Origin of the sequence: Leuconostoc aquikimchii, from assembly GCF_040838325.1 — a bacterium.
GTDB classification, from domain to species: Bacteria; Bacillota; Bacilli; order Lactobacillales; family Lactobacillaceae; genus Leuconostoc; species Leuconostoc aquikimchii.
This window is the reverse complement of record NZ_JBFPER010000001.1, coordinates 865,108-886,044: the sequence shown is the minus strand read 5'-3', so window position 1 is coordinate 886,044 and position 20,937 is coordinate 865,108. Positions and strand designations below refer to the sequence as shown.

Here is a 20,937-nt window from a genome sequence, read left to right as displayed (position 1 = left end):
TGCATTTTTTTAATGTAAAAATATGCTTTGTGCATCTTTAAAAGCAGAAATTTTTGTTAACCTACCTAAAATAAAATAAGCGATGACTGAACCAATCAAAGTTGCCCCAACAAAACGTGGCGTATAAATAAACCAGTACATACTTTGCTGAGAACCAGTGTACCAAACCATAACTGGGTATGATAATAACGAACCTACGATACCTGTTCCTAAAATTTCGCCAAACATAGACCAAAAAATATGATGGCCATACTTATAAAAAATTGCGGCACCAAAAGCACCAAAAACCGCACCAGTTAACGCCAATGGCGGTATACCTAATACCATCATTCGAATAACACCAGTAATGATTGCCATAATCACAGCATAAAACGGTCCTAATAGGATACCCGCAATAATATTCATCACACTTGACATTGGTGCCATGCCCTCTATTCTAAAAATTGGTGATAACACAACATCTAATGCTACCATGATTGTCACAATAGTTATTTTCTTGATTTGTACAGTCATTATATGAGCTCCCTAATATGATTGGTTTAGTTCTCAAAACTATCGTCACTGATACGGATTGTTTTTTTAAAGTGATGTTACAATTGCATTATAAATTCACCACAATAAAAAAGCATTTTTCTCATACTAGAGAAAAATGCTACCTAAAAAGTCATCAGTGTAGCACTTTCCTACGCCAGTATAATCTGGTTCAGGTTCAAAGGGTTCTTCTCAGCCATTTCCGGCGCCCCTAGTACAAAAACTATTGTATCATATAACTATCTTTCGCGCATCAGCCACATCAAATTAATATACGATTTATTTTTTAAATATTCTATGAGCCTTGTTAGTTAAGCGTTGTAAAAACAAATATAGTTGTCGTGCATGCTTTATTTTTCGATAACGCACTTTATTTTTTTTATAAAAATCTTGATGAAAGTTTTCAGCCGGCCAAAATGTGGTGGCGCTTTCAATTGCTACCACAATTGGTCGTGAATAACGTTGCGACGCAATGATTGCTTGCTTTGATTGCTCAGCAATTTGTCGTTGTTGCGCGCTATTTACAAAAATAATTGGTCGATAATTATCACCACGATCATCAATTTGACCTAAATCATCAGTTGGATCAATCAGCTGCCAATAAATAGTAACTAATTGTTGATAAGTTATCAATCGCGTATCAAATAATATTTCAACTGCTTCAACATGTCCAGTATACTGCCCAACAACCTGATCATAAGTAGGTGACTGCCAGTTACCGCCAGTATAACCTGAAATAACCGCTATGATACCAGGACGTGTATCAAAAGGTTCCACCATACACCAGAAACAGCCACCAGCAAAAATTGCACGCTCTTGATAAGGTGGATTTGATGCAGCATGCAGATCCAGTTTATCTTGCGAATCTTTTTGTGGTTGCCCATTTATTTTTAAATAAAAATCCATCACATCTGGTGTCAAATTATTTCTTGTAGCTAAAGGTTTCAGGCCATTATTTAGTACATCAAGGCGTTCATTAAAACGTACGCCAGACTGGTCGTCTTTTGCCTGTACTAGCAAATCGCGTTCCCATTCCCTTGTGGCAGGATTCAGAATTAAATTATAGATTTCTTGTTGTATGTCATCTGGATTTAAACGCATATGTCACACCACCTGTATACTATTTTTTCAGTATATTTAACTGTCCAAGCGCTCATGATTATCAAACTAACGCTATCAACACCTTAATTATTTTTATAATTCTGGTTCATAGAATCGACCAACTGTATGTTCAATTTTCCAAGTTGATGAGAAAGCATGATCATCAACAGATTTAATGGCTTCCCGTAATTCAAAACGTTCTTGCTGTGTAATAACAGTTAACAACACCGCACGATCTTCACCAGTATAGCCCCCACGCGCGTCATTAATAATTGTGACGCCACGCCGCATTTTATCATAAATACCTTGTACCATTTCCTGAGGTTTTGTCGTAATAATCATAACTTGCATTTGCTGTTGTCGTGTAAAGAAGGCATCAATCATCCGCGAACTCACAATAACACCGACAATAGAGTAAAGCGCATACTTCCAACCATAAGTTAAGCCGGCACCAATCATAATTAACGCGTTAAAGCCTAGATTTACCGGTCCCATTTTAAGATCGAACTTCTTTTTCACTAGCATGCCAATGACATCAAGACCACCAGTACCTACCCCATACCTGAGTGCAGTTCCGACTGCCATCCCATTTAAAGCACCACCAAATAATGCGTTAATTAACGGATCAGGTGTTAACACACGTGTGGTATCAAATAGCGGCATTAGTGCGGCACTCAATAGCACTGCTAGCGTTGTAAAAGTTGCAAATCGCCAAGACAGTTTCCACCACGCAATAATTAACATGGGTAAATTGACCAGTGCTAATGCTAATGCGACAGGTATTCTCCCACCTGTTAATGTTGAAACGAGCTGCGCAAATCCTGTAAAACCGGACGAATAAACGTGCCCTGGTCGCCAAAAATAGTTCATTGCAACAGCAACAATCACGGCATAGAATATGGCACCACCAACGCGGCCAGTGTAACGATGTTTCATAAAATTATGGAAAAATTTTTGCATGATTTTTGTACTTATTCGTACATTCCTTTTAAATAAAGTATTTTAACTGTCTTGCTAGTGAACGTTAGAAAATAAGCGTTATAATTTGTAAATTCTTTATGCTGTAATTATAACATCTTTATATTTTGATGATTAAACTTCTGACACAAACAAACCAAGTGCATTCAATTGTTTCCCGTCCACACGTGTTGGTGCTTCTGTCATAGGCTCAGTAGCACGAGAATTTTTAGGGAAAGCAATCACTTCACGAATATTTTTCTGTCCAGCCAGTAACATTGCCAAACGATCTAATCCTAGCGCAATTCCGCCCATTGGTGGGAAACCAAATGCCATGGCTTCGAGCAAGAAACCAAACGCTTCATGTGCTGCTTCGGGTGTGAACCCAAGTGCCTTAAGCATTTTTTCTTGAACCGCCATATTGTGGATACGAATTGAACCTGAACCCAGTTCGTAACCATTCAATACTAAGTCATAACTTTGTGCATGCGCTTGATGAGGATCCTCACCTTCGTCCAAATAATGTAAATCTTCTTCATTTGGCATGGTAAATGGATGATGCGCTGCAATCCAGCGATCAAAGTCTTCAGAATACTCAAATAATGGCCAATCAACAATCCAAGCAAAAGCCCATGGCTTTTCTTGATCGATTAGTTCTAATTCTTCAGCTGTCTGACGACGCAGGTAATCCAAAGTTGCGTTAACCACATCAGCCCGGCCGGCACCAAATAACAATAAGTCCCCAACTTTTCCACCAATTGCCGCAATTAAGTCAGCAGCTTCTGGGAAAAACTTTGCAATGGGTCCCGTAAGTCCTTCATCAGTCACTTTTAGCCAAGCTAAACCTTTAGCCCCGAAACGTTCAATATACTGTGCCAATTTGTCAATGTCTTTACGTGAATACTTATCCGCACCACCTGGGACAGCAATAGCTTTAACTACACCACCAGCTTTGATTGCATTAGCAAAAACACCAAAATCTGACGTTTTGACAATAGATGATATCTCTTTTAATTCATAAGCAATACGTAAATCAGGTTTGTCTGTACCAAATCTAGCCATTGATTCTTGCCAAGTCAACGTTGGTATTTCTGCTGTGTTGAGATCAAAATTGATGACATCGTGCATCATAGTCTTAACCCAAGCATTTACCAAATCACGGATTTCATCAGCAGACATAAATGACATTTCAACATCCAACTGCGTAAATTCTGGTTGCCGATCGCCTCTTAAATCTTCATCACGAAATGCACGTGCAATTTGGAAATAACGGTCAAATCCAGCACCCATTAAAAGCTGTTTAAACAACTGTGGCGATTGTGGTAATGCATAAAATGAGCCAGGAAAGATTCGTGATGGGACAAGGTAATCACGTGCCCCTTCAGGTGTTGATTTTGCTAAAATTGGCGTTTCAATATTAATGAAGTCATTTTGATCCATAAAATGCATCGCACTCGACATGATCTTTGAACGAATGCGCAAATTTTGTTGCATTTCTGGACGTCGTAAATCTAAGTAGCGATATTCTAATTTCAATTCTTCGTTAGCATTAACACCGTTTTCAATATAAAATGGTGGTGTTTTCGAAGTGGCTAAAATTTTTGCATCAGTAACATTAATTTCAATTTTTCCAGACTGAATTTTGCTATTGACTTGATTATCATTTCGATTAACAACCAAACCGGTAATTGCTATCACATATTCACTACGCATCTCTTCTGCCACTAATAATGCAGTTTGATTCATCGCACTAAAGGTCAACTGAACGATGCCTTCACGATCACGCAAATCAACGAAAATGAGATCTCCAAAATCACGACGTTTTTGTACCCATCCTGACAAAGTAACCGTTTGCCCAAGATATTTTTCATCTATTAATCCTGCATATGTTGTTCGTTTCATTATTTATCTCCTTCTGAAGCAATGATTGTTGGTAAGTCTGTATACAAATCTGCTAATTTTACAGTTTGCTGCTGGCCAGTTGCCATATTTTTGACATTAGCAACATGGTCAACCAATTCTTGATCACCGATTGTCACAACATATTTGCTATGGTTACGGTCAGCACTTTTAAACTGCGCCTTGGCAGAACGACCAAGATAATCGCGTTCTGCAACATAGCCAAATGATCGAATAGCTTGCAATGTCTGCATTGCCGCAACGTCCGTATCTTCCCCAATGTTAACCACGTAAAAATCTAAGCTGTCATCAATTATTGGCGTCACCTTTTGCGCGTTAAGTAAACTTATCAGGCGTTCCATTCCAATGCCAAAGCCAACACCAGGTGTTTCTGGCCCACCGAATTCTGCTACTAGTCCAGAATAACGGCCGCCACCAGCAATTGTGGCAGCACCTTTCAAACTGTCATCAATCGTCATAATCTCAAATATTGTATCATTGTAATAGTCCAAACCACGAACCATTGTGGCATCAATATCAAAATTAATGTTTAGCGCCTGCAACATTTCCTGTACTTGTTGCCAATGTTGCATGGCTTCTTCAGATAAATAATCTAATATGACTGGTGCACCAGCGACAAATATTTTATCGCGCGGATCTTTTGAATCCAAAACGCGTAATGGATTTTGTTCTAGACGATTTTGTGAATCAGCCGATAGCTCATTAACATGTGGTTTTAAATAATCAATCAAAGCTTGACGATAAGCTGATCGTGAGGCTTGATCACCTAATGTATTAATGGCTACTTTTAAATTTTTAAGTCCTAATGTTTTAAATAAGTCGACAGCCATTGCGATAATTTCAACGTCTAAAGCAGGTGATTTTGATCCAAATGCTTCGACGCCGATTTGATGAAATTGACGAAAACGACCGGCTTGCGGACGTTCATAACGAAACATTGGTCCCATATAATAGGTTTTATAAGGTTTGTCAAATTCTGGGCCATATAATTTATTTTCAACATATGCACGCACAACGCCAGCCGTTCCTTCAGGACGTAACGCGATATGACGCTCACCTTTATCATGAAAATCGTACATTTCTTTGGTCACAACATCAGATGTATCTCCTGCTGATCGTGAAAAGACATCAAAATTTTCAAATATTGGCGTCCGTATTTCTTTAAAATGATAATCGCCAAATAATAAACGCGCGATACTTTCAATATGCTGCCATTGTGCTGTTTGGTCCGGTAATAAGTCGGCCGTTCCTTTTGGTCGTTGAAATGTTGATTTTGCCATTTTATTTAACCGTTGCTATCATCAGTTATCCTAAGGTAACAACGTTCTCCTTTAAAATTTTAATATTTAACCTGAAAAAAGCGCCCCCAAACGACTGCTCGTTAAGGGCGCTTTTGCGCGGTACCACCTTAAATACTGATACACATTTATGTATCTCTTGGTCTGCTTATCGCGCAACCACGCACTGCCTTAAACAACAGTGACCTCCAAGGTGTCGCAAATCACGTTATCGTTTTGCTTGCATCATCCGCAAAATTTCTACTTGTCCAAACTATGATTTTTCCAATTCATCGGCTTTAATATTGTTTTAATCATAGCTTTATTTAACTGTAAAGTCAAGTCCACTATAATCTACTGACCCTAAAAATAATACACTTTCGACTCATAAGGTCGTAATCGATCACCCTGGTCATCATCATAATTGCCAATCAGCATTGTTGCCTGACTTGGTACGTCAAAATGACGTGTTAATTTTTGATTGGTGAAATTATTGATAATTAACAACTGCTCGCCATCCCCAAGTCTACGGTAAGCATATACTTGATCATCTTCTGCATCCAACAACTGATACTCCCCTGTTGTAATAATGGGCATTTCATGACGTAATTGTATTAATTTTTGATAATAGTAAAAAATTGAATGCTCATCTGCTAAGGCCTGTTTCACATTGATATCTTGATAATTATCGTTTAATTTCAACCATGGCGTGTTTGTTGTAAAGCCAGCATTTTTCGTTTCATCCCATTGCATAGGTGTTCGTGCGTTGTCTCGTCCTTTAGCGTGTACATAAGACAACATAGTTTCATCATCAATCAAATGATCTTTATCAACTAAGTACTTAAAAGCATTTTTAATCTCAATATCGTCAAAATCAGATCGCTCTAAATTATAAGCGTTGGTCATACCAATTTCTTCACCTTGGTAAATATATGGGGTTCCTTGCATAAAGTGCAATAATGTGGCAACCATTTTAGCTGACACGACGCGATATTCTGGCCTATCATCACCATACCGACTAACAGCACGTGGCTGATCATGATTATCCCAATACAGCGAATTCCAAGCTTTTCCAGCCAACTTATTTTGCCATTTAGATAGATTTTCTTTCAAATCAAGCAACGAAACTTTTTTATCATACCATTTACCAAGTGCTGAATTAGGATTATTATCTAATCCCATATGTTCAAATTGAAAGACCATATTCAATTCGGAGGCATTCTTGTCAGCGTATTTAATCGCGTTATTGATATCAACACCAGAAGCCTCACCAACCGTCATCATATCGGCACGGTTCAATACTTTTTGTCGCATTTCTTGTAGATACGCATGTACATGCGGTCCGTTGGCTACTGCTTTGTCGGCGTTGCCATAATCCCCACCTGCAGGCACATCACCGTCTGGTAAGCCATTTGGTTTTGAAATTAGTGAGATGACATCCATTCTAAAACCATCAATCCCTTTATCAACCCAAAAATTCATCATATCAAACACAGATTGACGTACCTCAGGGTTAGCCCAATTTAAATCAGGTTGTTCGTCCACAAACAAGTGCAGATAATATTGCCCAGTACGTTCATCATATTTCCAAGCTGGACCTGAAAAGAATGAACCCCAATTGTTTGGTTCATGGCCCGCAACAGGGTCACGCCAAATATAAAAATCACGTTTGTCATTATCTTTAGATGACCGACTTTCAATAAACCATTGATGTTGGTCAGACGTGTGATTAACCACCAAATCCATTAAAATTTTAATGCCTTTAGCATGTGCCTTACTAAGTAAACGATCAAAATCTACCATTGTACCAAATTTAGCATTAATATCTTCATAATCTGAAATATCATAACCATTATCTTTATCAGGTGATGCATATACTGGATTTAACCAAATAACATCTGCCCCTAATTTTTCAATATAATCTAATCGTTGTTCAATGCCTTGTAAATCACCAATGCCATCGCCATTAGCATCTTGAAATGAGCGCGGATAAACTTGATACACAACTGCTTTTTGCCACCATTTAATATCTTCTGTCATGATTTATATTCCTTTTTTTATTTTTTTCGTGTGTGAATCGTCTTCTTGAACTATCCAAATTAAGCAACCACCAATTATTAAAGCCACACCAGCAATGGCCAGCATATGTGCCATTGATTGGCCAACCATTGGGAAAATAGCGAAACTTGCAATTGAAGCGACAATTTGGGGAATGCATATGAAACAATTAAATAATCCGAGATAAATACCATCATGTTTGCCATTTAAAGCATTTGTTAATATGGTAAAGGGTATAGAAATAATAGCAATCCAGCCAATACCTATTAATATGAAGCCAAGCAACGATGACATATGTGTATGCCCATATGCAACAACGATAAACCCAATTCCCCCAGCAATTAAACTAAAGAAAAACGCCCATTTACGTGTCTTCTTATTGAGATGTTGGAAAAAAATACCTACTAATATTGCTACTACTGAATAGACTGCCTGTAAAATACCAAACCAATTACCTGCTGCTTGATATCCTGCAGAGGCAGGATCAGAAACACGCCAGATATTCTCTGATAAAGCACCAGTTGAATAGGTCCACATATATGGAATACCAAACCAAACAAAGAATTCGACGATGCCTAGTGTCCAAAATACTTTAGGCGCATGCTTTAAGATATCAACAAGCGAATCACGTTTGTCGTTATTAACTGTGATACCGTGGTAATAAGCCAGTGTTTCTGGATCATATTCTTTCACATTGATGACAGTAAAAATTGTAGACAGCAACAAAATTGCTGCTGCAACATAAAATGATATTTTGACCGAATCAGGTACGACACCTCGAGCCGCCGTATTAGAAATGCCAAAAACCGTTAAAACAAATGGAAATATAAAGGCAATCACACCGCCTAAACTTCCCCACATATTCTGTAGTGTCCATGCTTTATCTGTTTGTTGCTCGCTGACCATATCTGGAATGATCATTTTAAATGGCTGCATGGAAACATTCGCAGATAAATCCATAAATAAGACAGTGACCGCTCCAAACCACAGTGCGGTCATAGACCCATAGCCAAAGCCAAACGAACCTGTATTGGGTAATAATAATAAGACAATAATCGATACTAAACAACCACCAATCAAATACGGTATACGCCGCCCTAACTTTGGTAGCCATGTTTTATCGGAAAATAAACCAATTAGTGGCTGCGTTATCATACCAGCCAATGGGGGTAAAATGAAGAAAAAGCCTAACTTGGTTGGATCAGTTCCTAATGTTTGAAATATTCTGCCCATGTTACCGGTCTGAACTGAAAAAGCAACTTGTACGCCAGCATAACCAAATGTCATTAAAAACAATTGCATACTTGTGAGCTTTGGTAACTGACCTTTTGTTTGCGTCTTACTATTTAACATATTCACTCTCCTTTTAAGTGATTTTAGTTAGTGATTACGCACTTAAGTAACCGCTTACATTTTTGAAAGTTAAGTGCCTTCAAAATAAACTTTTGATTCATAAGGTCGTAATCTGTCACCTTGATCATCTTCGTAATTACTGATAAGCAGGTTCGCGCTATCCTTCAATGAATAATGACGCGTTTGAATTTGATCTGTAAAGTTACTAATTATTAGCAACTCTGAATCTTGGTCAATGCGGTTGTAGGCGTATACTGACTCATCATCCATATCCAAGACCTGATAATGACCATTGGTGATAATTGGCATTTGTTGCCGTAAAGTGATTAACTTTTTGTAAAAATAGAAGATAGATTGCTGATCGGCTAGTGATTGCGCAACATTGATCGTTGAATAGTTATCGTTTACACTTAGCCATGGTTTCCCTTTTGTAAAACCAGCGTTTTCACTGCTGTCCCATTGCATCGGCGTCCGAGCATTATCTCTGGATGAATGGTGCACATACGTCATCATTTTTTCTGAGGTGACACGTTTTTGCTGATTAACTAAATCTTCAAAGGCATTTAGCGTATCAATATCTTGATACTGAGTGATTGACGACCAATTGACATTAGTCATGCCGATTTCCTCACCTTGGTAAATGTAAGGCGTACCCTGCATAAAATGTAACGTTGTCGCCAACATTTTGGCAGATAAAGCACGATATTTTTCAGAATCATTGCCAAAACGTGACACAACGCGGGGACGATCATGGTTATTCCAATATAGACTGTTCCAAGCTTTTCCTGCCAAATCATTTTGCCACTTAGAGAAAATTTTCTTTAAATCAACTAAATTAAAGCGCGCATCACTCCACTTACCAAGACCTTCCTGGCTATTATCTATTTCAGTATGCTCAAATTGAAAAATCATTTGTAACTCGCGAGCATCGAAACCAGCATATTGAATCGCATCTGTGGTCGTCACCCCAGGTGTCTCACCCACTGTGATAATATCATGTTGTGATAATACCTCTGAATTCATTTCTTGCAGATATTGGTGCACTTTTGGCCCATTAGCCACAAATGTCATCGATGAACCATGACTGTCAGCATTAACATTTGGATCATTTGGTAAACTTTTCTGCTTAGAAATCAAATTAATGACGTCCATTCTGAAGCCATCAATCCCCTGTTCTAGCCACCAAGACATCGTATCGTAAATGTCTTGCCTCAGCATTTGATTTTCCCAATTTAGGTCAGGTTGTTTCTTTGAAAAAAGATGCAAGTAGTATTGCTCAGTTTTGTCATCAAATGCCCAAGCTGATCCACCAAAATCTGACAACCAATTATTTGGTTCATGCCCCGCAACCGGATCCCGCCAAATATAGTAATCACGGTACGGATTATCTCGCGATTGACGACTTTGCTGAAACCATTCGTGTTCATCAGACGTGTGATTAACAACTAAATCCATCATAATTTTTAAGTTCAGCTGATGGGCGACCGAAATCATTTCTTGCACATCAGCCATCGTACCAAATTCCGGTAAAATTTTACGATAGTCACTAATATCGTAACCATTGTCATCATTTGGTGACTGGTAAATTGGACTCAACCAAATCACTTGCACACCCAGTTCTTTTAAGTATGGCAGCCGTTGGACGATACCATGGATATCACCAACGCCGTCGCCATTGCTGTCCTGAAAACTCCATGGGTAAATTTGATAGACAACCGCTTTTTGCCACCAATTATTTTTGACCATTATCTCGCCTCACTAGTTCTTAGTTAAATAAATTGAGTAAACGTTTACGCATTATTATTGTAAACGCTTTCATTATATTTGTCAACCCGTTTTGAGTTATAATATAAATTATGGCTATTACAATTAAAGACATTGCAAATAAAGCTGGCATATCAGCAGCATCCGTCTCACGAATTTTAACAAATCGTGGGCGTTTTAGTGAAGAAACGGCACAGCGGGTACGAGAATTAGCTAATGAAATGGGTTACTTTAAAAATCAATCAGCCGCAGACCTGTCACAAAAAACAAGTCGCGTGATCGGTATTTTAGTGCCTACAAACCATACAAATTTCGCTGATGAAATCATAAAAGGCATGCAAAAAAAAGCTTACGAACTAGGCTATGAATTATTAATTGCTTTTGTTGAAACTGATAGTCAACAACAAATAAAAACTGTGCGATCACTTTTGTCGCGACAATTGTTAGCAGTTGTCATGCTAGCGATTGATATTGAAGACGCTGTGCTTGATGTTTTAAACAGTGCTGATGTTAAGCTTTTGAGTGTCTCTAACCAGCTTAATAATGATATTCCTTCAATTTCGTCTGATAATTATGCCATGATGCACACCATTGTTGATTATTTATACGCACATGGTCATCGTCAAATGGCGCTAATTGGCGCTTCTGATCCCGACCCTATTGTTGCAATTTTGAGACGTCAGGGATATATTGATGCTTTGGCATCTCACGGCATCACGTACAATCCCGATTTTATTTGGGGCGTTGAAATGGCTTTTCAAACTGGAATAGATGCCATTAAAAAATTTGGCTTACCACTACCATTTACTGCCGTCATTGGATCAGCTGATATCATCAGCATTGGTTTACTTAATGGTGCCCTAGATGCTGGTATTTCTGTGCCCAACGATTTATCTATTGTAACTGTTGATGGTACGGAATTAACACAATTAACGCGTCCTATTTTAACAGCCACGCAACAAAATTTCGCTCAAATGGGCGAATTGGCGATTACTAATCTCGCGAATCCTTCACGCTCACCACATAGCGTTATTTTTACCGACATCACCCTTATTCCGGGTGGAACAGTTGCAACAATCGGTTAAAATAGCAAAAAACGCCGGTTAAACCGGCGTTTTTTATTGACCATTTATTTCATTTCAAAACTGTCAGGCAGCGTCTGCATCTCATCAAACTGTACTAGCAATTTCTGATTTTCGCCATCACAATTTTGCCGTCAGGTAACCGTCAAAATTCTTTTCCTACTACCTTCAATGATACCGTTTTCTCGCTCATTACTTTGTCAAACTAACATCTTGGCCCAACAAATCAATGACCAATGGTTCACCTGAAATCAAATTAACATGGGAACCTTGCTCATCTACTGACACTTCAAGTACATGACCGCGGAACACCAAACGAAACGCATACTTCGTCCAGTTCTTTGGCAAGAATGGCTTCAAATAAAGCTTGTTTTCACGTACACGCATACCAGCAAAACCTTGCACGATAGCTAACCATGAGCCTGTCATCGCCGTAATGTGCAAACCATCAGATGTATCGTTATTGTAGTTATCTAAGTCCAAACGTGCCGCACGTTCATACATTGCAACGGCTTTGTCTGCCATTTGCAAGTCAGCCGCCAAAATTGAATGAACAGATGGTGACAATGACGATTCGTGCACCGTCAATGGTTCGTAAAATTCAAAGTTGTTACGCTTCTCTTCTTCTGTGAAGGCATCTGGAAAATAGAACATCGCATGCAATGTGTCAGATTGCTTAATGTATGGCGAACGCAAGATGCGATCCCATGACCAGTTCTGATTGATTGGTCGACTATCTTGTGGCATGTCAGCAATTGGCGTCAAATCCTTATCCAAGAATGTATCGTGTTGCACAAAGATGTGCTTTTTACCTGTCTTAGTCTCAACATCAGCTTCTGGCAAATACATCTTATCAACAATTTCTTGCCATTTAGCCAATTCGTCGTCTGTCAGTGCCAACTGAGCTTTTTCATCAGCATTAATTTCATCATAGTGTTCAAGCGCATATTGCAACACCCATTTAGCCATCCAGTTGGTGTAGAAATTGTTATTCACATTATTTTCATACTCGTTTGGCCCAGTAACGCCGTGAATCATATACTTGTCATTGCGTGCCGAATAATGAACACGATCTGCCCAGAAACGGGCGATGTTATACAAAACTTGTGCCCCATCACCCACTAACCATGAGTGATCACCTGTAATGTTGGTGTAATTGTAAATCGCATAAGCAATGGTTGCGTTTCGGTGAATCTCTTCAAACGTAATTTCCCATTCGTTGTGTGATTCAATCCCATCAAAGGTCACCATTGGATACAAAGCACCCTTTAAACCTTGTTCTTTGGCATTGTGGAAAGCACCACCTAATTGATCAAAGCGATATTGGAGCAATGAACGTGTCACTGATGGATCAGCGACACCAAGATAAACCGGAATAGCAAACGCTTCAGTGTCCCAATAAGTGGCACCACCATACTTTTCACCAGTGAAACCTTTTGGCCCAATATTCAAGCGCGAATCGTTACCATAATAGGTTGAAAATAATTGGAACAAATTGAAGCGAATACCTTGTTGTGCAGCATCATCACCCGCAATTTGGACATCGGCCTTTTCCCAGCGATCAGCCCATTCTTGCGCGTGCGCATTGTAAATATCTGCGTATGATTTTGTGGCGACCTCTGCTGTTAATTTTTCACCTGCAGCGATTACTTTTTCCAAACTATCGTAATCACGCGAAGTTGTGACAATGACACGTTTTTCAAAGGTCACCGAACCCTTAGTTGGTACTTCGATATCAAAGTTATCGGTCACTTCTTTCTCAGAACGGTTCGTGCCATGTTTCTCACCACCAACAAAGCTTTGGCGAGCAACCACTGTAAATTGTGGTACGCCAAACGGATTTTCAATTGTTTGCGTGGCAACAAATGATGAATTTGTTTCATTTCCAGCATCTAATACTTGCCAGAATTTTTCATCATAGTTAGCGTCTTCATTGACGACATCAGCATCGATACTGGCGTCAAAGCGAATTTGGTGAGTTTGACCATCAGCAGACGATAATTCATAATGAATGCCTGCCAATTCCTTAACTGCTACTGAAACCAAACGCGTAATTTTGAATGTGACATCAAACACAGTAAAAGTACGATTCAAAACACCAGTTTTCATATCCAAAGATACTTCAAAATCAGTGACATCATTTTTTGCCAAGTCAACTTGATTACCATCGACATAAATGTCTGCTTTGACAAAATTCAAAGCATTAATCGCTTTGCCAAAGTAAAGTGGATAACCATTTTTCCACCAGCCAACACGTGTTTTGTCGGGGAACCAGACCCCACCAATGTAAATACCTTGATGCGTGTCGCCGGAGTACACTTCTTCAAACATACCACGCATGCCCATGTACTCATTACCCAAACTCGTCATAGATTCTTGGAGACGCTTATCAGTCGAATTCAAATCATGTGATGTGACTGTCCATGGATCAATTTCAAAAATTCGCTTCATAATATTTTCTACCCTTTTCCATTTCTTAAGGCTTAGATTCAGCGCTAGACATTACTGTGCATTCATAAGATTACTGTGAACTTAGTTGATCTAACCGACATTAATAACCACAATTAGCATTAAAATACAAGTCATCACCGTATTAACAACCAATTATTCATTAGATCCAGCGCGTGGAAAATGTTGATAATTACAGGTACTATGCCACCTGTCCACACATATTGACCTGTCACTCAGCAGATTAATTCCGCAAAAAGTAACCGCTTACATTTAACAGTATAACCTCTTTTTTAATTTAATGGAAGCGTTTGCACAATACTATTACTGACATTTTTTAATTTGATAAATTTTCTGATGCACTCGCATTATTGTTAGTTCAATTTTTTTGAAAACATGAGCAATTCAAGCTACATCGTTCAAATTTATCATGTGTCGTTATCCATTTCAGGCAGACGGTAAGGCACAATCACACTTGTTGCCTTTGTTTGCTCAAGTAATGGGCGTTGATCATTGAATAATAATCGTACTGCTTCGCTACCCAAACTGCGAGATAACACATCGACTGAGTAGAAATCTTTTCCTCCTAACCGCGCATATTCTGAGCGATTAAAAGCCATCGTCGGTAATTTTGGATGTGTTTGGAGATGTGCTTGTGCCTGATTACGCGCCAAGTAACCTATTTTGTCATCACTAGCAATTAGCCCATCAATTTCATGGTGCGCATCAAAGTAAGATTCCAACACTTGTTTTTGTGCTTGAAGATCTATCGGTAACGACAGAACTTCACCATTTGGCTGTGCGACACGAAACCCTATTTCACGATTTCTTTCATAGCGCCAGTCCGCCAACGTTCGCACAAACAAAGGGGCTTTGAGATCAAAGTATTCAACTAACAGACGTGTTGCTTCCTCCCCTGCCCGTCGATTGTCATTATCAACGTACAATACGTTATTCGATTTTTCAGGCTCACCTGTCACCACAACACGCGCATTATTTTCACGCAACAACTCAGTAATAGGATCATTTTCAACCGTATACAACAAAATGAAACGGCGTACTTGACCAGCCTCAACCATCATTTTAACAGCGTTAAAAACTTCTGACCAATTATTACCAGTTGCAGTTGTGAGTAAATATCGACGGGCCACCAATTGTGAATTGATTCCAAATAATAACTGCATTGCAAAGTCATTTCCAGCACTCCCTGATGGCCGTGGTTGAAACACGACACCGACAGTGTTACTTTCACTTTGTGTTAAGTTACGTGCAGCAAAATTTGGTGTATAGCCCATTTCTTGAGCAATTTTTTTGATGCGTTCCTTTGTTTGGACGCTAATTTTTGGTGAATCTGTTAACGCGCGTGAAACCGTTGAAATAGCAACGCCGGAATTATTTGCAATATCTTGTATTGTTACCATACTGACCTCCTGTACACGTTATTTTAACATGAAAAAGATTGGAACAGACGCCCCAATCTTTTTAGCCTTTGACAGAACCACTCGTTACACCGGAAACGTAGAAACGTTGCAAAACGATGAATAAAATCGTAATAGGAATGGCAATAATTACTGCTCCTGCAGCGAAACTCATGAACAATGAATTAGCAGTTTCCTTAGTCATCATCGAATATAAACCAATGGCAACTGTATAGTTTTTGACATTGTCGCCCATAATGACCTGTGCAAAAATGAAATCCATCCATGGTCCAGTAAATGCTGTCAATGCTGTAAAGACAATGATTGGTTTAGACAACGGCAACGTAATTTGAGTAAAAATTTGCCATTTAGTTGCCCCATCCAACATGGCACTTTCGTCTAGTGAATACGGGATCGTATCAAAAAATCCTTTTTGAATATAAAATACTAAGCCCGCACCTGATACGTAAACCAAAATCAGAGCAAACAAACTTTGTGTTAAACCAGCTGCCTTCAGAATATAGTAAATTGCAAACATAGCCATAAATCCGGGAAACATGTTCAAAACCAACGCAACTTTCAGAAATGGCCCCTTTAGTTTGAATTTCAGGCGACTCAACGAGTATGCCATTGCAAGCACCAACGCTGTGGAAATAATACCACTCACAACTGAAACAAATAAAGTATTCAAGAACCAACGTCCAAATGGGTATTGTTCATTAGTAAATAATTGCACATAGTTATGAAAGGTGTAGGTTTTGGGCCAAAAGTAATTGACAAATGCACCACCCTCACCACGGAAACTAGTCAATACAATCCATAGAATGGGTGCGAGCCAAACAATTGCCATAACAGTAAGTAATGCATATAAAATCAGCGTATTACGGTGTTTTATGCCTTTTAGACTATGCATAGTTAGTCCTCCATTCCAGAATTCGATATTTTCTTATACGCAATAAGCGAGAACAATGCTGATAGGATAAAGATTAAGATGCCAATAACCGAAGCCAAATTATAATCGGCAGTATTCAATGTCAAATTATACAGCCACGTAATCAGCAAATCTGTTGAACCAGCACCGTAATAATTAGAATTAGCTGGACCGCCACCTGTTAACAAATAAATCACATTGAAATTGTTCACGTTGCCAATAAATTGTTGAATCAGGCTAGGTGCCATGACAAAAACAATCTGCGGAAATGTAATTGACTTGAAAATTTGAAATTTATTCGCACCGTCGATTTCGGCAGCTTCAATTTGTTCCTCAGATTGGTTTTGTAAGATACCAGTTGTCACCAGCATCGTTGCTGGAATACCAATCCATAAGTTAACAACGATAATAGTGAATTTGGCAAACAAAGGATTAGTAAAAAATGGTAGTGATGTTTTAATCCAACCTGAGTTAATTAAAAGCGTATTCACTAGGCCGCCATCAGCAAACATATTGTTCATAATTAATAAACTAATAAATGCTGGAATAGCCATTGTTAAAATAAAGATTGTCCGAAAAACTTTTTTCCCCCTGATGCCCTTGGCATTGATCATCATAGCCAAAATCACACCGAAGAAAAATGACGACACAGTGGCTGCCACAGCCCAAATGAGCGTCCAAGCTAACACAGGAAAGAAAGTGCCAGCCATTTGCCCAGAAATTACGTTACCAAAATTAGCAAATCCAACCCAACTGAACAAATTTTTCGGTGGCAAATGATTATGATCGTAGGATGTAAAAGCAATCGCAATCATATAAATTAAAGGTAGAATAGTGAAAAATAACACACCTGTCATTGGGATTGCCATCAAAGTAATGTGCATTTTTTCGTCTAACAAAGATGCAAAATCCTGTCTCAACGTTGGCAATAACTCCCCAGCTTGCTTAAGTTCCCAAATTTTACGGGCCGAAGACAAGTTAGCACGATATAGAAGAATAAACAACACAGTAATAATTACCGCCAACATCCCCCAAAGCAGTAACAGCATTGAGTTGTCTCCCGCTTTTAAAACGGAAATACCCATTTTTTTGTCGTAAACTAATCCTTGCGCGTGCGTGCCCAAAGTTATCATATTATGATAGGCTTTCAAACCCGTCGTGAACAACCATGCGACCCAACTGATTTCTAAGAGTAAAAAGACAACGCCCTTGAAATACTGTTTGTTAGCAATATTTGCAGCACCCATGATAACATAAGATGCTTTGGTTGCGCCATCAGCTTTTTGAAATAACTTAGTTAGTGACACATGCTCTTCAAAAGTCGCGTGCTTCTTCCTTTTAAACATCTTTCTTCCCATCCTTCATAAATATGTACGCAGTGAATAACTGATATTCACTGCATGACTTTTACTTCACCGACTTTGAAGCGTTTTTAACCAAAGTTGTAAGCTTTGGTAACATTTTACTGTCTGAAATTTTACCCTTGTATGTGTCGTTAAACAAAGCATCAGATGACGTCCAAAAATTAGCCATTGCTGGTGATTTAGGCATCGGAGTTGAGAATCCCTTCTTTGACATATCAACGACAGCCTTAGCTAAAGCATCATTTTGAATGTCAGTTGACAATTGAACCTTCTTTGAAGAAGGAATGTAATGTGAATTTTTGAATCCAAGTTCTTGTGCTTTATCACCTGACAAGTACTTTGCTAGTTTCATAGCTGCAAGTGGTTGCTTTGTATCCTGCTTAACACCAAACAACTTCACGCCTAAGAACGCTTGCATTTGCTTTTCACCAGAACCCAAATCTATAGTTGGATAAGGTGCAATCCCTAAGTTATCACCTAGTGCCTTTTTATAATCATTGTATGACCAAGGGCCTGACAATGTCGCAGATATTTTACCCGATTGTAACAAACTCAGCGTATTTGTACTAGCTTGAACAACGCCGGCGTTATCCTTTTGTGCTTTAATCCAATTCAGAACCGACACACCATTTTTGTTGTCAATATTAGTGCCCTTGGCCTTTTCACCATTTGAACCGTACAATGTATCACCAGCTGTGTAAAAGAGTGGCGCGAAAATATAATTAGCACCGGCTGATGCCAAATTAGTGCCAATTTTGCCTTTTGTTGTTAAGTTAGCCCAAGATTTGATGTCATCACCACTAAGTTGTGTTTTGTTATAATACAAAACTTGAGATTCAATACCATAAGGATAACCATATACTTTGCCCTTATAAGTTGCGCCTTTCATTGCGTTAGTAATCTGTGTTGATTTCAAACTCTTCGCATACTTGGTATTTTGATAGAGCAAACCTTGTGAAGCCAACGAACCAATTTGATCATGCGGGAACATGAAAACATCGGCAGCTGCAGAAGGATCTTTTTGTAAATTTTTAAGTGCATCAGTTGAATTAGTGTACTTAATTGTTACCTTGACACTTGGATTAGCCTTTTCAAAATCCTTGACAGCCTGAACATAGGTTGGCTTGGTATCTGTATCGACCCATAGCTTCAATTTTTGTGTTTTAGCAGCACTGACTGTTGGTGAGTCAATTGACATACTCAACAAACCAACTGCGGCAGAGGCTGCCATCAGAGTTACCATTGCACCAGTCGTCATCTTCATCATTTTAATCATGATGTGTTTTCCTCCATAAAATTTTCTTTTTTTGATTATGCAATCATCATAAAACATTTTAACCTACAATGCAAGCGCTTACATTTTTATTTTTATAAATTGGTCTAGTCAAGTAATAGTATTCCCTTTGATAATATGTGAGCATGATTTAAAGGAAAAAAGCTATTATTTTGAGTGAATCACGTCTACCTATTTGACATCATTCACTCTATTAATCAGAATGATTTGTGCTTTGGTATAACACTTTTGTGGAAACGCTTGCATTTATTTTAAAATATGCTAATCTAAACAATGTAAGCGTTATCATAAAATACTTGTGCCGAAAGATACTTCAAAAAATGAGGAATAAAAAATGGCTGAAATTCGTTTGGAACACATCAATAAAACATATCCCCACATGACCATACCGTCAGTGGCCGACTATAATCTTCAAATTCGCGACAAAGAATTTATTGTCTTTGTTGGTCCTTCTGGTTCAGGAAAGTCGACAGTTCTACGCATGATTGCTGGTTTAGAAGAAATATCTGGCGGTGAATTTTTCATTGACAATAAATTAATGAATGATGTCGCTCCTAAAGACCGTGATATTGCCATGGTATTTCAAAATTATGCGCTTTATCCTCACATGAGCGTGTTTGATAATATTGCTTTTGGCTTGAAGTTACGAAAGATTCCAAAATTAGAAATTTCACAGCGCGTACAGGAGGCTGCCAAAATATTGGGTATCGAAGATTATTTAGATCGTAAACCTGCGGATTTATCAGGCGGTCAACGACAACGTGTTGCAATGGGTCGAGCCATTGTTCGGGACGCCAAAATTTTATTAATGGACGAACCATTATCCAACCTAGATGCTAAGTTACGTGTCGAAATTAGAGCTGAAATTACAAAAATTCACAAGCGTATTGGTGCAACCACAATCTATGTTACACATGATCAAACTGAGGCTATGACACTGGCTGATCGAATTGTTATCATTGACCATGGTGACATTCAACAAGTTGGCACACCGCAAGAACTTTACAATAAACCAACAAATATATTTGTCGCAACCTTCATCGGCATGCCTTCTATGAACCTGATCACAGGTCAATTTAACCAGAATGCTCTCACAACTAATGACGGCTTATCACTCAATGTGCCATTAGGAATGGCCAAGCAACTGATTGAACGAGGCTACGAAGGTAAATCAGTTGTATTTGGTATTCGTCCAGAAGATATTCATGCAGAACAAGTTGCCTTAGACACCTACCCAAGTAACTCTGTGACTGCCACGGTAACCATTGCTGAACTTATGGGTGCGGATTCAATGCTTTACACCAAAGTTGGTTCATTGCAATTGATTACGCGTGTTAATGCCAGAGACTACCATCAACCTGGTGCCACCATTTCATTGGCTCTCAATATGAACAAAGGCCATTTCTTCGATTCTGAAACAACAAACCGTATCGTTTAAT

General features: G+C 38.7%; 15 protein-coding genes and 1 riboswitch. Of the genes, 2 read left to right on the top strand and 13 right to left on the bottom strand.

Annotation, left to right across the window (positions count from 1 at the left end):
* Positions 1-9 precede the first annotated feature (9 nt).
* The 8 genes from thiW to AB3K24_RS04370 all read right to left on the bottom strand — a co-directional run bounded on the left by thiW (position 10) and on the right by AB3K24_RS04370 (position 10,943).
* The gene (gene thiW / locus AB3K24_RS04405) at positions 10-513 is read right to left on the bottom strand and encodes an energy coupling factor transporter S component ThiW (protein WP_367973986.1); all 504 of its coding nucleotides are present in this window, start codon (positions 511-513) and stop codon (positions 10-12) included.
* A 150-nt stretch (positions 514-663) separates the two neighbouring features.
* Positions 664-754: riboswitch (TPP riboswitch) on the bottom strand.
* Positions 755-810: 56 nt separating this feature from the next.
* Positions 811-1,632 (bottom strand): peptide-methionine (S)-S-oxide reductase MsrA, encoded by an 822-nt coding sequence (msrA, locus tag AB3K24_RS04400; protein WP_367973985.1) that lies wholly within the window; start codon positions 1,630-1,632, stop codon positions 811-813.
* A 93-nt stretch (positions 1,633-1,725) separates the two neighbouring features.
* The gene (locus AB3K24_RS04395) at positions 1,726-2,592 is read right to left on the bottom strand and encodes a YitT family protein (RefSeq protein ID WP_367973984.1); all 867 of its coding nucleotides are present in this window, start codon (positions 2,590-2,592) and stop codon (positions 1,726-1,728) included.
* A 132-nt stretch (positions 2,593-2,724) separates the two neighbouring features.
* Positions 2,725-4,491, bottom strand: coding sequence for an aspartate--tRNA ligase (aspS, locus tag AB3K24_RS04390; RefSeq protein ID WP_367973983.1), 1,767 nt, complete (start codon positions 4,489-4,491; stop codon positions 2,725-2,727).
* Positions 4,491-5,789, bottom strand: coding sequence for a histidine--tRNA ligase (gene hisS, locus AB3K24_RS04385; RefSeq protein WP_367973982.1), 1,299 nt, complete (start codon positions 5,787-5,789; stop codon positions 4,491-4,493). The genes aspS and hisS overlap by 1 nt, the downstream gene beginning before the upstream one ends.
* A 360-nt stretch (positions 5,790-6,149) precedes the next feature.
* On the bottom strand, positions 6,150-7,826 hold the full coding sequence (locus AB3K24_RS04380; RefSeq protein WP_367973981.1) for a glycoside hydrolase family 13 protein: 1,677 nt from the start codon (positions 7,824-7,826) through the stop codon (positions 6,150-6,152).
* A gap of 3 nt (positions 7,827-7,829) precedes the next feature.
* Entirely contained in the window at positions 7,830-9,197 is a 1,368-nt protein-coding gene (locus tag AB3K24_RS04375; RefSeq protein ID WP_367973980.1) for an SLC45 family MFS transporter, read from the bottom strand.
* 69 nt (positions 9,198-9,266) lie between these two features.
* Positions 9,267-10,943 carry a glycoside hydrolase family 13 protein gene (locus AB3K24_RS04370; RefSeq protein ID WP_367973979.1) on the bottom strand — a complete coding sequence of 559 codons (1,677 nt, stop codon included), beginning with the start codon at positions 10,941-10,943 and terminating at the stop codon, positions 9,267-9,269.
* Positions 10,944-11,053: 110 nt separating this feature from the next.
* Here AB3K24_RS04370 and AB3K24_RS04365 point away from each other — a divergent pair, with 110 nt between their 5' ends.
* Positions 11,054-12,046, top strand: coding sequence for a LacI family DNA-binding transcriptional regulator (locus AB3K24_RS04365; RefSeq protein WP_367973978.1), 993 nt, complete (start codon positions 11,054-11,056; stop codon positions 12,044-12,046).
* A 189-nt stretch (positions 12,047-12,235) separates the two neighbouring features.
* Here the strand turns inward: AB3K24_RS04365 and AB3K24_RS04360 are convergent, their stop codons facing one another.
* The 5 genes from AB3K24_RS04360 to AB3K24_RS04340 all read right to left on the bottom strand — a co-directional run bounded on the left by AB3K24_RS04360 (position 12,236) and on the right by AB3K24_RS04340 (position 19,480).
* Positions 12,236-14,494: a glycoside hydrolase family 65 protein gene (locus AB3K24_RS04360; RefSeq protein ID WP_367973977.1), complete on the bottom strand. Its 2,259-nt coding sequence runs from the start codon at positions 14,492-14,494 to the stop codon at positions 12,236-12,238.
* Positions 14,495-14,919: 425 nt separating this feature from the next.
* Positions 14,920-15,912 carry a LacI family DNA-binding transcriptional regulator gene (locus AB3K24_RS04355; protein WP_367973976.1) on the bottom strand — a complete coding sequence of 331 codons (993 nt, stop codon included), beginning with the start codon at positions 15,910-15,912 and terminating at the stop codon, positions 14,920-14,922.
* Positions 15,913-15,973: 61 nt separating this feature from the next.
* Positions 15,974-16,822, bottom strand: a complete 849-nt coding sequence (locus AB3K24_RS04350; protein WP_367973975.1) for a sugar ABC transporter permease — start codon at positions 16,820-16,822, stop codon at positions 15,974-15,976.
* A gap of 2 nt (positions 16,823-16,824) precedes the next feature.
* Positions 16,825-18,186 (bottom strand): carbohydrate ABC transporter permease, encoded by a 1,362-nt coding sequence (locus AB3K24_RS04345; protein ID WP_367973974.1) that lies wholly within the window; start codon positions 18,184-18,186, stop codon positions 16,825-16,827.
* A 61-nt stretch (positions 18,187-18,247) separates the two neighbouring features.
* Positions 18,248-19,480 (bottom strand): extracellular solute-binding protein, encoded by a 1,233-nt coding sequence (locus AB3K24_RS04340; protein WP_367973973.1) that lies wholly within the window; start codon positions 19,478-19,480, stop codon positions 18,248-18,250.
* A 352-nt stretch (positions 19,481-19,832) separates the two neighbouring features.
* Between AB3K24_RS04340 and AB3K24_RS04335 the strand changes: the two genes are divergently transcribed.
* The gene (locus AB3K24_RS04335) at positions 19,833-20,936 is read left to right on the top strand and encodes an ABC transporter ATP-binding protein (RefSeq protein ID WP_367973972.1); all 1,104 of its coding nucleotides are present in this window, start codon (positions 19,833-19,835) and stop codon (positions 20,934-20,936) included.
* Position 20,937: the final 1 nt, after the last annotated feature.

Excerpts from the sequence above, each read along its gene's own strand:
- AB3K24_RS04375 (WP_367973980.1), bottom strand. The coding sequence starts at position 9,197 with ATGTTAAATAGTAAGACGCAAACAAAAGGTCAGTTACCAAAGCTCACA.
- AB3K24_RS04350 (WP_367973975.1), bottom strand. The coding sequence starts at position 16,822 with ATGCATAGTCTAAAAGGCATAAAACACCGTAATACGCTGATTTTATAT.
- aspS (WP_367973983.1), bottom strand. The coding sequence starts at position 4,491 with ATGAAACGAACAACATATGCAGGATTAATAGATGAAAAATATCTTGGG.
- AB3K24_RS04355 (WP_367973976.1), bottom strand. The coding sequence starts at position 15,912 with ATGGTAACAATACAAGATATTGCAAATAATTCCGGCGTTGCTATTTCA.
- AB3K24_RS04360 (WP_367973977.1), bottom strand. The coding sequence starts at position 14,494 with ATGAAGCGAATTTTTGAAATTGATCCATGGACAGTCACATCACATGAT.
- hisS (WP_367973982.1), bottom strand. The coding sequence starts at position 5,789 with ATGGCAAAATCAACATTTCAACGACCAAAAGGAACGGCCGACTTATTA.
- AB3K24_RS04335 (WP_367973972.1), top strand. The coding sequence starts at position 19,833 with ATGGCTGAAATTCGTTTGGAACACATCAATAAAACATATCCCCACATG.
- AB3K24_RS04380 (WP_367973981.1), bottom strand. The coding sequence starts at position 7,826 with ATGACAGAAGATATTAAATGGTGGCAAAAAGCAGTTGTGTATCAAGTT.
- AB3K24_RS04340 (WP_367973973.1), bottom strand. The coding sequence starts at position 19,480 with ATGATTAAAATGATGAAGATGACGACTGGTGCAATGGTAACTCTGATG.
- AB3K24_RS04345 (WP_367973974.1), bottom strand. The coding sequence starts at position 18,186 with ATGTTTAAAAGGAAGAAGCACGCGACTTTTGAAGAGCATGTGTCACTA.
- thiW (WP_367973986.1), bottom strand. The coding sequence starts at position 513 with ATGACTGTACAAATCAAGAAAATAACTATTGTGACAATCATGGTAGCA.
- AB3K24_RS04395 (WP_367973984.1), bottom strand. The coding sequence starts at position 2,592 with ATGCAAAAATTTTTCCATAATTTTATGAAACATCGTTACACTGGCCGC.
- msrA (WP_367973985.1), bottom strand. The coding sequence starts at position 1,632 with ATGCGTTTAAATCCAGATGACATACAACAAGAAATCTATAATTTAATT.
- AB3K24_RS04370 (WP_367973979.1), bottom strand. The coding sequence starts at position 10,943 with ATGGTCAAAAATAATTGGTGGCAAAAAGCGGTTGTCTATCAAATTTAC.
- AB3K24_RS04365 (WP_367973978.1), top strand. The coding sequence starts at position 11,054 with ATGGCTATTACAATTAAAGACATTGCAAATAAAGCTGGCATATCAGCA.